Source organism: Flavobacterium pygoscelis, from assembly GCF_023162025.1.
In the GTDB taxonomy this organism is placed as follows: Bacteria; Bacteroidota; Bacteroidia; order Flavobacteriales; family Flavobacteriaceae; genus Flavobacterium; species Flavobacterium pygoscelis.
Genome location: NZ_JALNUB010000012.1, coordinates 51,282 through 67,891 on the forward strand (window position 1 = coordinate 51,282; position 16,610 = coordinate 67,891).

The 16,610-nt window shown below is 31.8% G+C and carries 13 protein-coding genes and 1 tRNA gene; 4 read left to right on the forward strand and 10 right to left on the reverse strand.

The window, feature by feature from the left end; genetic code table 11:
* Positions 1-119 precede the first annotated feature (119 nt).
* Positions 120-1,646, reverse strand: a complete 1,527-nt coding sequence (locus tag MW871_RS14710; protein WP_248429166.1) for a hypothetical protein — start codon at positions 1,644-1,646, stop codon at positions 120-122.
* A gap of 117 nt (positions 1,647-1,763) precedes the next feature.
* Between MW871_RS14710 and MW871_RS14715 the strand changes: the two genes are divergently transcribed.
* The 3 genes from MW871_RS14715 (at position 1,764) to bshB1 (ending at position 4,147) form a co-directional block, all read left to right on the forward strand.
* Positions 1,764-2,201, forward strand: coding sequence for a PaaI family thioesterase (locus tag MW871_RS14715; protein WP_188051250.1), 438 nt, complete (start codon positions 1,764-1,766; stop codon positions 2,199-2,201).
* Positions 2,201-3,259, forward strand: a complete 1,059-nt coding sequence (locus tag MW871_RS14720) for a chorismate-binding protein (protein WP_248429167.1) — start codon at positions 2,201-2,203, stop codon at positions 3,257-3,259. Before MW871_RS14715 ends, MW871_RS14720 begins: the two co-directional genes overlap by 1 nt.
* A gap of 171 nt (positions 3,260-3,430) precedes the next feature.
* Positions 3,431-4,147, forward strand: a complete 717-nt coding sequence (gene bshB1, locus MW871_RS14725; RefSeq protein WP_248429168.1) for a bacillithiol biosynthesis deacetylase BshB1 — start codon at positions 3,431-3,433, stop codon at positions 4,145-4,147.
* Positions 4,148-4,327: 180 nt separating this feature from the next.
* Here the strand turns inward: bshB1 and MW871_RS14730 are convergent, their stop codons facing one another.
* From MW871_RS14730 to MW871_RS14750, 5 genes are all read right to left on the reverse strand, one after another.
* The gene (locus MW871_RS14730) at positions 4,328-4,744 is read right to left on the reverse strand and encodes a GlcG/HbpS family heme-binding protein (protein ID WP_248429170.1); all 417 of its coding nucleotides are present in this window, start codon (positions 4,742-4,744) and stop codon (positions 4,328-4,330) included.
* A 105-nt stretch (positions 4,745-4,849) separates the two neighbouring features.
* Positions 4,850-5,698, reverse strand: coding sequence for a helix-turn-helix domain-containing protein (locus MW871_RS14735; RefSeq protein WP_248429171.1), 849 nt, complete (start codon positions 5,696-5,698; stop codon positions 4,850-4,852).
* A 423-nt stretch (positions 5,699-6,121) separates the two neighbouring features.
* Positions 6,122-7,747: a GMC oxidoreductase gene (locus MW871_RS14740; RefSeq protein WP_248429172.1), complete on the reverse strand. Its 1,626-nt coding sequence runs from the start codon at positions 7,745-7,747 to the stop codon at positions 6,122-6,124.
* 478 nt (positions 7,748-8,225) lie between these two features.
* Positions 8,226-9,605: an exonuclease domain-containing protein gene (locus MW871_RS14745; protein ID WP_248429173.1), complete on the reverse strand. Its 1,380-nt coding sequence runs from the start codon at positions 9,603-9,605 to the stop codon at positions 8,226-8,228.
* Positions 9,606-9,670: 65 nt separating this feature from the next.
* Complete coding sequence (locus tag MW871_RS14750; protein WP_210645844.1) at positions 9,671-10,447, reverse strand: XRE family transcriptional regulator; 777 nt, start codon at positions 10,445-10,447, stop codon at positions 9,671-9,673.
* Between the two features lie 435 nt (positions 10,448-10,882).
* Between MW871_RS14750 and MW871_RS14755 the strand changes: the two genes are divergently transcribed.
* A tRNA-His gene (locus MW871_RS14755) sits at positions 10,883-10,958 on the forward strand.
* A 380-nt stretch (positions 10,959-11,338) separates the two neighbouring features.
* Here the strand turns inward: MW871_RS14755 and MW871_RS14760 are convergent.
* The 4 genes from MW871_RS14760 to MW871_RS14775 form a co-directional block, all read right to left on the reverse strand.
* Complete coding sequence (locus MW871_RS14760) at positions 11,339-12,352, reverse strand: M28 family peptidase (RefSeq protein WP_248429174.1); 1,014 nt, start codon at positions 12,350-12,352, stop codon at positions 11,339-11,341.
* Between the two features lie 269 nt (positions 12,353-12,621).
* Positions 12,622-13,392: a dienelactone hydrolase family protein gene (locus MW871_RS14765; RefSeq protein WP_188051259.1), complete on the reverse strand. Its 771-nt coding sequence runs from the start codon at positions 13,390-13,392 to the stop codon at positions 12,622-12,624.
* A 113-nt stretch (positions 13,393-13,505) separates the two neighbouring features.
* Positions 13,506-15,707: a penicillin acylase family protein gene (locus MW871_RS14770; RefSeq protein ID WP_248429175.1), complete on the reverse strand. Its 2,202-nt coding sequence runs from the start codon at positions 15,705-15,707 to the stop codon at positions 13,506-13,508.
* A gap of 1 nt (position 15,708) precedes the next feature.
* Positions 15,709-16,572: a cyanophycinase gene (locus MW871_RS14775; RefSeq protein ID WP_248429177.1), complete on the reverse strand. Its 864-nt coding sequence runs from the start codon at positions 16,570-16,572 to the stop codon at positions 15,709-15,711.
* Positions 16,573-16,610: the final 38 nt, after the last annotated feature.

Genomic DNA, 16,610 nt, shown 5'->3' on the forward strand with positions numbered 1-16,610 from the left:
ATTAAATTATTAACAAGAATAAATTTATATAAAAACAATACTAATTAAATAAATATTACACCAATAATCTATATTTGAGTTTTCTGATTTTACATCAAGAACCATTTATAAAGAGTGACTTACTTGGGAAATTCCATACTTTGATACGCACCCAAATCAGGAGGCAAAGTTCTGGTTTTTCCTAAAACGTCTAGCGGAATTAAATAGGCCGAATTCCCTTTTGCGAAAGCCGAAGAACTTGGGTCAATATTTAATTTACTTTTTGAAATTTTAAAAAATTTGGGATCTTTGTTTAAAATTATACCGTTATAATGCAATGGATCTGAAAAGAATTGATAATCTGGATTGGTGGCGAATTTTGTATTGGTATTGTCAAATTTTAGCAAGCAGTTATTGAATTTATACTCAAATGTAGCGCCTGTTTTTTTATTCAAACTCATTTCGTTCGAATAAGATCCGTAAATAATACAGTTGTTAAAAGTGGCTGCAGTCAAATCTTTAACCTCGGGAATTGCACCTGTAATGTAGTTACTTATATAAACTGAAACTTGCTGCGAGCTGTTCCAATTATTGTTAAAAGTAGAATGTGTAAAAGTGTAATCACCTCCATAAGTACACGCTAAATTAGCTTGACCGGAATTATTAATCACTACATTTTGCGCATCAATTTTTGCGGTCTGCGCCAAAATTCCGTAGTTTGTTGAGTTGTAAATTTGAGTGTTTTTGATCAAAACTGTTGAGCCATCATTGTTTTGAATTAATAATCCAATGGAAGCATTTTTAATGGTTAAATGATTGAAAGAATTGTTAGTGCTGCCAGCAGTAAGCCAAATAGTTCCCCATTGTCCTGGAATATTTGTAAAATCAGTTTCTAAGCGATCGCCTTCAAAAGTCACTTCGTTTTCCATTTTTTCTGTTGTAGAAACGGTTCCATTCACTTGTATCGAACCTTTATTAGAAACAATAAGTCCGGAATTTGAATGAAAATAAACTTTAGTTCCGGCTTCAAAAGTGGCTATTTTATTGGATGGTACGGCTGCATAACCATAAATTACATAAGGTTTATTTTTGGTAAACTGTAATTCGTTTCCATTAATGGGATCATTTTCATCCAAATAAAAACCTTCAATTTTTTCATCTCCAATAGGAAGTGTTTCAGTCGTTCCATCGGCATAACGTTTAGGATATAGGAAAACGGCATCTTGAATAAGGGTTACCAATTCTACATTTTGAAGATTTTTCCCACTATCAAACTGAATTTGATCCGTGTATAAAAAATCATTTGGGTTTGCGTCTGCACTATTTGCGGTGGTTTCTATAAAAATATACAAACTGTCTTTGGCAAGTATATCAACATTATTAAAGATTTTTCCATTGTTTCCTTGCATTCCATCAACGGATAATCGGTATTTAGAGTTCAGCCCTTTTCCTAATCGTATACTTGGAATTGTAATATCATTTTTGCTTCTATTATAAACTTTTAGTCGGTAGGTACTAGAACCAATATTTGTAAAAACAGTATCTAGATATATAGTATCTCTAGAAAACTCTAACTTTCCGTTACTAGCTACCGTTTCAAAATCAGAGCGACAAGAACAAATAGAAAATACCATTCCAATAAAAAATAATACTATCTGTGGACGCATTTGAGTTTGTTTTTTTTGTAAAAATAGGTAAAATCTATATTGAAATTAGAATAACAAATATAATTGGAGTCTTCAACCATATCTTTTAATTAATTTTACCAATTAAAATACTGTAACATGACTTTTGACAAAGAAAAAATACTTAATTATTGTAATCTTATTTCTGAAAATACATTAATGAGAACGCTCAATATTACTTACACTGACGCAGGAGAAGATTTTTTAGTAGCTACAATGCCCGTAACACCAGCGGTACATCAACCGGTTGGATTATTACACGGTGGTGCCTCAGTAGCATTAGCGGAAAGTGTTGGAAGCGCTGCTTCGATGCTGTTTGTAAATCCAGAAGTGAGTGAAGTGCGCGGAATAGAAATATCAGCGAATCATTTAAAAGCAAAACGCAACGGAATTGTTACTGCAACTGCCAAAATTGTTCATAAAGGACGTAGCATTCACTTATGGGAAATAAGAATTACTGACGAAAGCAATAATCTAATTTCACTATGTAAATTAACCAATATGATTTTACCAAAAAGAAAAAGTGAAGATAAATAATGGAAACAATTGAAAGAAAAATTCAGAATCAACTGGAGAAAAATCTTCCTTTCGTTTTGTATTCTAAACCCAATTCAGAAGAAACAACCGTTTTTTTACAACATAACGATTCTGTTTTTGAAATCAATGATTTTGGCGAAAAAGGGTTTGTTTTGGCTAGTTTTGATGGATCAAAAACTTATTTGATTCCTGAAAATGAATCCGAAATAGCACATTTTGTTTTGGATAAAACAGAAATTCAGTTTTCTCCCAAAAAAGATACTCTACTAGATGCTGTTTCAAAAACAGATTTTGAAATCTTAGTAGCAAAAGGGGTTCAAGCTATAAAAGAAGAGCATTTCAAAAAAGTTGTTTTATCTCGAACGGAGCAAGTCGAAGTTACTAATTTTGATATGTTCGAAACTTTTAAAAAATTAGTAAATCTTTATCCTACTGCTTTTGTGTATTGTTTTTATCATCCAAAAATTGGAAATTGGATTGGTGCTACTCCTGAACAATTATTAAAAGTAAGCGAAAATAAATTGGGAACTATTTCATTAGCCGGTACGCAAAAAGATACTGGTTCGTCTGAAATTATTTGGGGAGAAAAAGAAAAAGAAGAGCAGCAGTTTGTGACTGATTATCTGGTTGAAAGGCTTAAAAAGGTAGCTTCGGCTGTACAATTTACCAAACCCTATAGCATCAAAGCAGGGACAATATGGCACATAAAAACGGATGTATCAGGAGTGCTGAATTCAGATTCAAGTTTAGAAAAAGTCATAAAATTATTGCATCCAACACCAGCAGTTTGTGGTTTGCCAAAAGAAGTTGCGAAAGAATTTATTTTAAAAAATGAACCTTACGATAGGAGTTTTTACACTGGATTTTTGGGTGAATTAAATTGTAGTTTTGCAAAAGGAACTATAAGTTCTGATTTGTTTGTAAATTTACGTTGTATGCAAATAAAGGATTCACAAGCTCATTTATATATAGGCTGTGGCATTACAAAAGATAGTAATCCTGAAAAAGAGTGGGAGGAAAGTGTTAATAAATCTATGACAATGAAAAAGGTGTTGTAATTTATTGGATTCTCATTTTTTATGGATCTAAATGATACTGATTTGCAACGAATTTTGAAATATTTCAGATAGAGATTCTAATAATTAACTACTATTATTCCTTGAAAATTGGTTTAATTAATTGCTGAAAAATAATTCTTGAATAGAAAATTATATATTAAAAATTAAATTATGAAATTAGATATATTAGCTTTTGGAGCACATCCCGATGATGTAGAATTAGGTTGCGCCGGAACTATTTTAAAAGAAATTTCCTTAGGAAAAAAAGTTGGAATCGTTGATTTGACTCGTGGTGAATTAGGAACACGAGGTTCTGTTGCTATTCGGGATCAAGAGGCAAATGCTGCTGCAAAAATTCTGGGAGTGGTGGCGCGAGAAAATTTAGAAATGCGAGATGGTTTTTTTGTGAATGATGAAAAGCATCAATTGGAAATTATCAAAATGATTCGAAAATACCAACCTGAAATTGTATTGTGTAATGCTATCGATGACCGACATATTGATCACGGCAAAGGAAGTAAGTTAGTTTCTAACGCTTGTTTTTTATCTGGTTTGATGAAAATAGAAACTGAATTAGATGGAGAACAGCAAAAAGCATGGCGACCAAAAATTGTATATCATTATATTCAATGGAAAAATATTGAACCCGATTTTGTCGTAGATATAACTGGTTTTACAGATAAAAAGATTGAAGCAATTTTGGCCTACAGCTCTCAATTTTACGACCCTAATTCAAAAGAAGCTGAATCGCCAATTACGAGTAAAAACTTTTTAGAAAGTTTAAATTATCGTTCAAGAGATTTAGGAAGACTTTCTGGAGTAGAGCATGCCGAAGGTTTTACAGTTGAAAGATATGTAGCGGTAAATAGCTTATCTGACTTAAAGTAAAATTCATTTTGATTTGTAGCTTACGATTGTGAACTGTTTCTGAGCTTAAAAAGTATTTAATATTCATTAGATAGTATATTTCTAGAAACATTGTAGAAAATGATACTAACGAATATTTTATAAAAGCTTCATTTCTTCTTTATAAAGAGAATTAAAAAAAAGGAGTATAATTAAATTTAATTATACTCCTTTTTTTATTTGGATTGCTAATGCGCCAGCTTCGGCCACTGCATGATCATTTTCAACAGAACTTCCGCTTACTCCAATTGCTCCAATAATTTCTCCATGTGCATTTTTTATTGGAATTCCACCTGGAAATGTAATTAATCCGTTGTTTGAATGTTCGATATTAAATAGGGAACCTCCAGGTTGAGATAATTCTCCTATAATCCCAGTATTCATATCAAAAAAACGAGCTGTTTTTGCTTTTTTAATAGAAATATCAAGAGATCCTAACCAAGCGCCGTCCATTCTTGCAAATGCTACTAAATTTGCTCCAGAATCTACTATTGCAATGTTCATTTTTGTATCAATTGCTTTAGATTTTTGTTGGGCTGCTACAATTGCTTTTTCAGCCTGTGCTAATGTAATGTTCATATTATATGTGTTTTAAATGTTAGTTTAATACCACAAATTTAAGTTTAAAGCTTCTAAAATCGCTTACTGTTTTAGTTCAATAACTTATGATATAAGGTCAAATTTTTAATAAGCTTTACGAGAAAGTTGACTTGGGTTACAACCAAATTTATTTTTGAAAGCTATGCTAAAGTTGGACAGATTATTGTAACCAAAATCTAAATAAATATCTGATGGTTTTAATTCTCCTTGCTCTAAAATTTCTTTTGCTTTTTGTAATCTTTTTTCCAATAGCCATTTTCCAGGTGCCATATTGTATTCACTACTAAAACGACGTTTGAATGTAGATAAGCTTATGTTGCATAAAAATGCAATTTCTTCTAATTTTAAATTTGAATGCACTTTACTTTCAACAATTTTTTTAAATGTTGAGGTCTCTCCAACGATCAGAGAGTAGAGATAGGATTCAAATGGTTTTCCATATTTTTGTAATAGGTAAAGCATTAATTCTTCAAATTTTATAGAAAGTAAGTTTTCCATGAAAATTGTAGGTGCTTGACTAATGGTTGATAAAGAATTGAGATATGAAAGTATATAATCATCATTCTTAATAATAAAAAATGGTTTTTCATCATTTCTAATTCCCTGATTTAAAGTGTGGTTTTCTAAGAAATCTTGAAGTTTTTTTTCAGAAAAAAAGAGAAGTTTGCAGTTGTAAATAGCTTCATTATCTAGTAATTCTGTCCAAAGCCAATTCCCTTTTTTTAATAACAATGATTGCTCTTTATTTACACCGACTGATATTCCTGCAAAGTGAACTTGCTTTTTTCCTACTTGTAAAAAACTAAACATATTCATACCTAAATTGACTTTGATTTTAACGATTTCGCTTGTCATTTTGAAATCGTAAACAAATAGGTCAGGACTTCCTTTTTTGTTTTTAAGATAAATTTCAGGTATGTTTTCTATAGACATCCAGATTTTTTTTAGAGTTTATTTAATCTTGATTATGTTTTTTCAAAAATAGTTTTTTTTGATTTCAAAAGCTTTAAATCCCAATAAGAAAGATTTATAGCTAGTACGATTAATTGCTATTATTACTTTTTTCAAATCATTAATTTGAGGAGGAAATTTTAATCTTTATAAAGATAATCTTCAGCAATTCTTAACATGAGATTATTTTTATAATTAAAAGTAAATAAACTTGGATTTAGTTAGCTAATAATTTAAGTTTTTATCATGGACTTTTAAATCAAAATAAACCCTAACTATTTTTTATAATTAGGGTTTCAAAGTATTTGATTAAATTTTATAAGCTCAACTATCTATTTATAAATAGTTGATTTAAAATATTTTTTACTTGAAATTTAATTCAGAAAATCATTATTTTAAATTGTATCATTTAGTGCTAACAGAATAATCGTTTTTAATGATTTCTTTCATGCAATATTCTGCAATAGCAGTGATAGTAAGAAAAGGATTCACTCCAATACTAGCGGGCACTAATGCGCCATCGGTTATGTATAAATTTTTGTAACCTTTTACTCTTCCATACAAATCGGTTGTTTTACCAAGAACTGCTCCTCCTAAAGGATGATAACAAATATCCGGTCCGTAGGCTCCTTTCCACAGTAATCCAGCTGGAGTTCCGCCATTTGCTTTATTCATTTTTTTTATAAAATATTTGGCATTTTCAACGGTATGTTTATAGTTTTTCTTTTCCCAATTAATTTGAATATCATTAACACTAGGATCATAAGAAATCGTTCCTGGAGTAGGCACTTTATTAATTACTAAATATAATGCGGTATAAACTTCCACGCCCATTGGCAAAGGAGATATTTCTGCAAAGAAAGAATGTTCTTTATCCTCCCAATTATCAATACCTGAAACAGGAATTGTAGATTGTTTAGAGCCTGTCCCAGTAGTGTGATTTGTGTTTGTAGCTTCATTTTCTACGCGATTAAAAAGCGTATTTACCATGTTTCTACCCGTCATAATGTTGCCATTATTTCCCCAATCGCTACCCAAGCTAGCATCAAAATTGTTCATTTTTCCTTTATACCTAGAAGTCAATAATAATTTAGTAGTACCAATGCTTCCTGCATTCAAAAAAAGATTTTTACAACTAATGGTTTTCTTGGCTACTACTAATCCTTCCGTATCAATTACGTCAACAAAAACTGCATATCCATTTTCTGTTTCCTGAAAATAGTTAACACGATGAAGGTCATTAATATGCAATAATCCCGTCTGAATTGCTTTTTTTATATATGTTTTTTCAAGACTTTGTTTTCCATGATTGTTACCATAAATTACTTCTTTTGCCAAAGCAGATTTTGGTACTTCATCCGCTTCCTCTTTTTTCATATAATCAAAAGAATAGACATTGGGAACTCTAACCGTTTCAAAACCTGCTTTATGAGCTTCACTTTCTCCAACTCGAGCAAACTTATAATAAGGAGTTTGTGCATAATAATCTTCAGGAATTTCATTAACTTGAAGTTCTTTTTTTGCTAACGGGAAATAATTATCCCAGAATTCATCGACATTCAAATTAGGAAATATTTCTTTAAAGTATGATTTTTTAGGTTGCACCGCCATTCCACCATTTACTAAAGAACCACCACCAACTCCGCGTCCTGCATATACTTTTATATTCTCATAATCCATTCGGTCGAGAACTCCTGTAAATTTTTTATTAAAGTGAGCGATATTCATCATTGGCGCTTGTGTGGATTTTTTTAGCCAAGTAGAATTATTTTTAGGAGTAATCAAATTAGAAAAAGGTTTGTATTTACCACCTTCTTTTTCCCAATCTAATCCCATTTCTAGCATTACTACTTTTTTGCCTGCTTGAGTAAGTCGTAAAGCCGCAACTGCTCCGCCGTAACCAGAGCCAATTACTAAGTTCTCTACATTTTCTTCAGTATGTTTCATCTTTAAATTTATTCCAAAAGTATTAGAGGCAATAATCCCTGCACCAGTTGCTGAGGTTATTTTTATAAATGTTCTTCTTTTCAAAATGTTGCTTTTTAACGCTACTTTAAAGTAGCTATTTATTTTTAAATCTGTTCTTGTAAAACAAAAACTGTTCCACTCTAAGTATCTTAAAACCTTACGTATTTTTGTAAAAGAATGAATAATGAACTTTCTCTATAGTTCTTCCAGCTCTTTTAGTCTTAAATCACAAATATGTTCTGGAATAGTTGATAAATTTTAAAATCATTAAATATTTTTATATCCTAGAATTTAATTAGTCTAAAGTAATTAAATGTAATTATTATATGTATTAAAATACGTAATAATTCTTAAGATCACTTTGTTTTTTTACTTTTTATGAAAGTAATTGGATATTTTTTTTGATAATCAAAGTGTATTTAACACCGTTTTCTATAAAAAAGAGATTTTGTTTGCTTTAATAGGTTTTAGAACATTCAAAAGGTTAAGCACTATTTTGAATTTGTATTTATGTATAAAAAAAAATATTTTAATATTCCTTTCATTCTGAATCAGCTTGAAAAAAAAGAATTTTACTGGGATATTTTAAAGCGAATGCATTTATAATTTGCATTATGTATTGATTAGAAGGGTATCGTGTAATATGATCTTTAACGTAAGACAGATCTGAAATGGGATTGTCAGAAGGCAAATAGCCCATGCCATAAAAATGTCCTTTTTCTATCCAAATACAACTTAATTCCTCTTTGTTTCGACCTTTATCAATAATAGCAAAACTAGGTCTACTGTTTAAATAAGAGTCTAGTGCTATTTGAATCTGTTCATTGTGAGATTCAATTTCAGGCAAAATAGCAGTATCATTTTGCAATGAAAAAACACCATCTGACATACTTCCGTATTTACAAAATCGTTGATCTATTTCAAACTTTTCGGCTAATTCACGAAGTAAATTAATTCCGGGATAAATCGCGTCAAACGTTTCTATACAGTTTTGGTTTTTAGCCAATTTACTTATGGCTAAATAACGGTATCCATTTCTAGCTTCGTATTCTAAAAGTCCATATTTAGGTTCAAAACGTTTTAATGCTTTATTATGAATAGGCCATAAATCTTTAATTTCTGTACATTCAAGGATGAGCGCTATCAGTTCGGTGCCGCAAACTTCAAAAGTAATTGCGTAAATGTCACGCAAGAAATTCTGTCTTTGAGGAGTGATTTTATGACCACTAAAATGGGAGGCAACTCTTTTTTTTAAATTGATTGCTTTTCCAACATATACTACCTTTTTTTGCTCGTTATAAAAATAGTAAACACCAATTTTTTCTGGTAATTGATCAAAGTCTTCTCTTGGTAAATTAGGAGGTAACCTTTGATCCTGTGAGGTTTTCTGAATCATTTTATCTATTTCATGTTCCGAATCCCATGCTAATAAATTAGAAAATAAAATAGCCGTAGCGTCTGCATCGCCCCCAGCACGATGTCGGTTTTCTAAATCTATTTCTAAAGATTTACAAAGCCTTCCTAAACTGTATGAAGGCAATCCGGGTTTGATCTTACGTGCAGCTCTTACAGTACAGAGTTTTTTAGCGGTCCACTTAATACCCGCTTTTTCTAATTCGTGTCGGATAAAAGAATAATCAAAATTGACATTATGTGCTACAAAAATACGATTGGATAGCATTTCAAAAACGGTATCCGAAATCATTTCAAAAATGGGTGCATCACTAACCATTTCATTAGTAATTCCTGTGAGTGCAAAAATAGCTGGCGGAATCTCTTTCTCTGGATTTATAAGTGTTTCCCATCGTTCAATTACTTTTTCGCCATCATGAATAAGAATTGCTATTTCGGTGATTCTGCTATGACTTGCATTTCCACCTGTGGTTTCAATATCTACTATTGCGTATTCTTGCTTTTTCATTTTTATAATAGGGGAATTGCTCTCTTGTTTACACGGAGTAAAACTCTAAGCCTTAACTTTGTTAATTAATTTTTTAGAACCATATTCTTCTTTAGATCAGTGATCTCATTTTTAATTTCTACAAACATATTTTTTATAGAATCACTTTCTAAAGCTTCATTTCTTTTGTCAGATCTAGCGATGCTGCATTGGTATTCCCAGATTTCTAATATGTCTGAAGCTTTGACTTCGTAGGGCGGATAAAAAAAATTGTCGGAAGCAACTACCAAGGTGTCATTCCTGTTTTTATTTAGCCTTTTATACACCATTCCTTCCGATCGTGTGATAATGATATATGTTTTGCCACCTAAAACTTCTCCTAATTGCTCTAAGTAGCGTCCTACAATAATATCACCATCTTGATGCGGTGGCATTGAATCTCCTTCTACAGGAAAACCTCTGTATTTACCAACACCTAAAAACGGTAAAGATATTTGCTGTAATTGTTCGATGTATTCTGGATCTGCGTATCCATTTAAGTATCCTGCTTTTACTTTTTGGGTTACGACTTCGATGCAGTTTTCGCCCATTTGATCTACTTGAATTGGTAGAATCAGTCGGTTATTTTCTAATTTTAATAAATCATTTACATCAATTTCACGCACATCAACGGATAGTAATAAGTCAATACTAATATGATAATAATGAGCAATTTTTTTCAGAATTTCATAACGAGGCTCAGAGGTTCCATCTTCATACTTTACATAGCGGCCACGAGTAATCATAAGGCTCTCAGCTACTTTTTCTTGTGAAATTTTATATTTCACTCTTAATGCTCTAATATTATCAGAAAATAATGACATAACGAGTTTGTTATAATTTGTAACAACAAATGTAGCTATAAATGTTATTATTTGTGCTAAATTTAATTGTTAAAAAATGATATTTAATTTTCTTAACATAAGATTTTCAATGCTTAACATTATTGAAAATTGATTTACTGTATATTATCCTATTCATTATTGATAGGAGGATAATGAACGGATTTTTAAAGTGTTTGTGTTTATTTGTTGTAAAATATAGTACTAGAACGAATTTTATTTGGAGTCATTATTATTAATTCTTAAATTAAAATTTAAGCATCGTGATGTACTTTCAATAATTCGAAAAAAAAAAATATCTAAAAATATTTGGTAGTCAATGCCTTAGCATATTTAGTAAAAAATAGATTGAAATTTTTGAAAAAATTATTTGCAGAAGTGAACTTATGTTGTATCTTTGCCACCGCTAAGCATTATGGTGGTTGTAGCTCAGTTGGTTAGAGCATCGGTTTGTGGTACCGAGGGTCGCGGGTTCGAGCCCCGTCTCCCACCCAGAAAGTAAAAGCCTCTCAGAAATGAGAGGCTTTTTTTGTGCCATAAAGTTTCGTATTAAAAAAGCCTTGAATTGCTTCAAGGCTTTGATTATTTTGAATTTAAGCTTTTTTAGTTTTTAGAAAATCATAAATCTGAATGATAGCTATTAAATTTTTTTATTTTTGAAATAGTACTACTGACAAACAGAAAAACTTATTTGGTAAGTTAAAATCTAAGAATTTATAAACAGACTTTTTTCTACTTTTTTTTGCACAAGGGATTGTAGTGAAAATCCTTTTTATGCGGAGGAACGGAGCATAAAAAGATTGTAGCGAAAAGCCCGACCTTATAACCACTTGCCGATCGTTCGGGAAGTGGTTATAAGGAGGTGCCCAAATATTACTTTTTATCTACAACGGGTCTATTGTCTCTATTAGCTAATTCCCATGCGGTTACGAAAGCAAATTGTGCTCTTTTGGCTAAGGCATCATATTCAATTTTATCTGGAGTATCGGTGTGTTTATGGTAATCTGCATGCACTCCGTTGAAAAGAAAAACAGAAGGAATTCCGAATTTGGCAAAATTATAGTGATCTGATCTTTCGTAAAAATGGTTTGGATCTTTTGGATCATTGTATTTATAATCTAAATTTAGCTTTGTGTATTTTGCGTTTGCTTCAGCACAAATTTTATCTAAATCAGTAGATAAGCGATCTGCACCGATTACATATACGTAATTATTGCTATCGGGATGGGCATCATCACGGCGACCAATCATATCGATATTAATATCGGCTATTGTATTTGCTAATGGGAACAATGGGTTTTCAGAGTAATATCTCGAACCGTGCAAGCCGTGTTCCTCGCCAGTTACATGAAGAAAAAGTATAGAACGTTTTGGACCATGACCTTCTTTTTTTGCTAATTGAAAGGCTTGCGCTATTTCTAGTAAAGCTACTGTTCCTGAGCCATCATCATCTGCACCGTTATAAACTTTGCCGTTTTTTACACCTACGTGATCGTAATGCGCAGAAATAACTAAAACTTCGTCTGGCTTTTCTGATCCTTCTATGTAGGCCCAAATATTTTCAGAATCGGGAAGGTTCTCGTTTCGTTTGGCATTTAGGAAAGCAGCTGGTATTTTTTGATAAAAATCAGAAGCCTTTGCAGGGTATGAGATTCCATCTTTTTTGTATTGATCAATAAGATAAATACCTGCTTTTTTCTGACCTGCTGAACCTGTTTCGCGACCTTCCATTTCATCTGAAGCTACGATGTATAAATGTGTTTTTAGTTCGTCAGCGGTAATTGTATTCATGTACTTGGTAGGATCAGTATGAGCAACGCTATTTTTTTGAGAGGTACAGCTTAAACTTAAAATAGCAAACAGACTTAATAATGGGATTTTTTTCATTTCTTTTTTATAAATTGATAAATATGTAAACGGCAAAAGGTAAAAATAGGAATAAATATATTTAAAACTCCTTCTGGTAGTTTTTTTTTATAGGTGGTTTAGCAACATAATATGCTAATTTATAAATTTGGTAACAAGAAATTCTTCTTTTTTAACATAGCTTTTAGATATAAAAAAAAGCAGTACAAATTGTTTGATTTTGCTGTTTAAATTTCTTTAACTAACTAAAAAAAACAATTTTTACTGCCTTGAAAAAAGAGTTTTAACTACTATTTCAAAACATCTTTTAGAAACGATTTCATACGTTCCCAAGATCTTGTAGCTGCTTTTTCATTGTAAGCTGCTCCTGAAGATTTATCGTTTCCTGCTTCTGGCTCTGTAAAAGCGTGTACTGCATCGGCATAATAAATCATTTCCCAATCTGCCTTTGTATCTCTCATTTCTTGTTGAAAAGCTGTGATTTCTGCAACGGGCTCGTAAGGATCATCAGCACCATGTAATACTAAAACTCTAGTCGTTATTGGATTGTTCACGCGAGAAGCATCACGTCCTAAACCTCCGTGAAAAGAAACTACTCCTTGCGCTTTTATTCCTGCTCTCGCTACTTCAAGCGCTCCTGTTCCTCCAAAACAATAGCCTATTACTACAATATTATCAGCATTGGCCCCTGATTTTACTAATTGGTCTAAAGCTAATTGAATGCGTCTTTGGTAATCAGTCACATTAGCTTTGTAAAAACCAGCTTGTTTTCCGGCTTCTTGTGTATTTGTTGGGTAGTTTCCTTCACCGTAAATGTCTGCGATAAAGGCATAATAACCTAATTTTGAAAGTTTTTCTGCTGATCTTTTCGAGTGTGCATCAATCCCTTTCCAGGCCGGTAAAATTAAAATTCCAGGCTTAGTTTTACTTCCTTTTACGGGAGCAATTGAAAATCCATCTAATTTTTGATTTCCATCATTGTATTTTACTGTCTTCAATTGTGCGAAGGATAAGTTAGAAATTAAAAACAAACCTAATAAGGCAAATAGTGATTTTTTCATATTTTTTTGAGTTTTTTTATTACTACTAAATTCTACATTTAATTGCTGTTGTAATTCACACTTTTATTTTTTTAATTTATATAAGTATTTTTAAAACTTATAGTAAATAAATATTATTGTCCTGGATGATATGTTCGCTCTGCATTTTTTTGTACATCTTCCTTGTAAAATAAAACCTCTTTGAATTTTCCTTCTCGATAGCTTTCTGCTTGATCGTAAAAATGTTTTGATTTAGGATCACTACTATTACCTCCGGCTAACAATGATTTTGCTTTTATTTTTGGTCCAAATTCTACCGCACACACAAAACTGTTTCCGTTGGTTCCATATCGTTTTTTAGTGTCCTTTTGAAAAGCACTTTTGAAAGCAGGCAAACTACCCCATATTGCTGGACCATATCCAATAGGTAAACTAGGAAGGCTATCCTTATAAACGAGTTCAATATCTCCTGAATTTCTTTGAAAACGATTCATTTCTCCCCAAGGAATTTTCCATGTTCCAAACTTAATTGTCAGCTCTTTTATAACCAGCTGTAGCTGTGGAATGAGTTGTTCTGGAACTGCATTTTTTGCAAAATTATGTGTGTTTTCTACTTGATCCATTTCACCTTCATCGACATATACTTTTTGAATAATTGGATCTAATTTATAAGCCCATTCTATTGCTAATGTACTTGCGATAGAGTTTTCGTGGGTGTAATAATCCCATTTTTTTAATAGATTTATAGGTTCAATTAATTCGGAATAAAGAGGATCGTTACTTTTGATGTTTTTTTCAAAAGCAGAAAGTAATGCTGGAATTAAAACTTCGAAAGCGGTTAGCTTTGTGTCATAACCGTCAGCAATTATTTTGTCTAAAGTATAATCTTTACCCTTACTCAGTAGACGAACTGCATTTAAACCTCTAAAGCTTTCTCCATCAGGAGCCATGTACGGCAAGTAGTTTTCTTTTTTTGGACTATTTTCTCCAGCTACAGAATAAGGTGTGGAGTTGCAATTTTGTAACCAACCATTAGTAGGATTATAGGAATGTACCGTTTCAGAAACATTATGTAATCCTTTCCATTGCGTTGCTGGGGTAGTCCCGTCCATGACTTTTGACCAATTTAGTTTTTTATCCCGTATGGGAATAAAATTACCATGCCAATAAGCAATATTTCCTTCTTTGTCTGCATAAACTGTATTATTAGATGTATTTGCTTTAAGATCCATAGCTTTTTTATACTCCTCAAATCCCTTTGCTTTGGTGCGTACCCAACTTTGTTCCAGACTTTTCATCGAGCGGTTATTCGATTTTAAACTGATCCATTTCCCATCTCTTTTGGCCATTATTGGACCGTGATTGGTATAATAGGTTTTAAAAGTTTTAGGAATTAATTGTCCGTTTTCTAAGTATTTTATAGTAATCATTTTTTCGATTACGGGCAGTAACTTGTTATCGTATTCGTAAAATAATTTATTGTTTTTGGTAACTATGTTCTCTGCATACATATCGGCTACATCTACATTTGATGAGGTATGCATCCAGCCACAACTTTCGTTGAATCCTTGGTAAATAAAAAATTGTCCCCAAGTTACAGCGCCATAAGCATTCAATCCTTCTTCGCTACTCATTTGTATTTCTGGTCTAAAATAAAAAGTAGTGTGTGGATTTATATATAAAATAGCATTACCAGATGCTGTTTTTGAAGGGGCAATTGCAAATCCGTTGGAACCGGTTTGTACGTTTTTTTCTCTTTCGATGTAAGCAACTTTATCTGTATTTCCAGAATAAAAACTTTTCAATTCTCCAGTAGTAAGATCAGCGGTACTAATAGCACCAATGCTACCATCTGTCCAAAGCAACGGAAACCAAGGCTCAAAATGGGTAAGTAAAGCAGGTTTTACCTCTGGATGTTTGTGTAAATAAAAGTTTATTGCGTCTGCGTAACTATTTAATAATTTTTTTAACCAAGGTGCCACTTTTTTATAATCTGCTTTGGCTTCTTCTGTGTCAATTAAAAGTTTTATTTCTAAATCATTATACAAAACAGATTGTCCTTTGAGCTCAGAAAGACGTCCTAGTTTTTCGATATAATTCATTTCTACCCTTTTGAAATCATCTTCGCATTGCGCATATAACATTCCAAATACTGCATCGGCATCTGTTTTTCCGTAAACATGAGCAATTCCCCAATTGTCTCTAATTATGTTGACTTGTTGAGCGATTTTTTCTAATCTTTCAATTTCTTTACTATTAGACTTTTGTGAAAAAGTAGCGATACTAAAAGAAAAAACTAAAAGTAATAACGATAAATGTTCTTTTAAAAACTTCATTTTATTTGATTTTAAATTTTTGACCTTCCGTATAGACACCCATTTCTAAACTTTTTATACTCACTAAATTTTCTTTTTTGGATTTGCTTATTCCCACAGGATTTTTTACCACTATGACTTCACTTTCTCCAGCAATTTCAATTTCTTTGTTGCGTACAATTAAGGCGGTACTTTCATCGATACCAATTCCGATGTGATCTGGAAATTCAACCAATGCAGATAACAATCTATTGTAGCGACTTCTCTTTAGAAAATGTTGATCGATAATTACATTTTTTACTAAACCTAAGCCTTCCGTGGTTTCTAGATTATCATACCGAATGTTGTTAAAAGTTTCAGTGTATTTTGATTCTAATTTTTGATTTCCTGTAATCATGTGTTCGCACATTACCGCAGCTCCTGCACTAGTACCAGCAATTGTGCTTCCGTTTTGATAAGCTTTGTGAATGGCATCGTAAACAGGAGTATTTTTGACTACATTCATAAAACGAGTTTGATCTCCACCACTTATAAATATTAATTTTGCATGCTGTAAGGAATCATTCAGCGCTTTATTATTTACGGTGTTTTTATCAAAATTCAGCATAATAATAGGATTGGGAACCAGTTTTTGGAACTGGTCTTTAAAATAAATATAAGCGCTATCAGGTTCTTCACTAGACATGGGCAATACCACTACATAATCTTTTTTCTTTAAATCTGTAATTTTGATTAATTGTTTCATCAAAGCGTCAGATCGATTACCGCCACCAATAATGAATAATTTACCTTTTGAATTTTGTGCAGACACGGTGTTGTAAGATAGAAACACAAGTAGAGCAATACAAAATTTTATAAAATAATTGGAATGTAATAGTTTTTTCATTGGTGGTTTTTTGGTTGGTTGTAAAGTAAAATAGTATT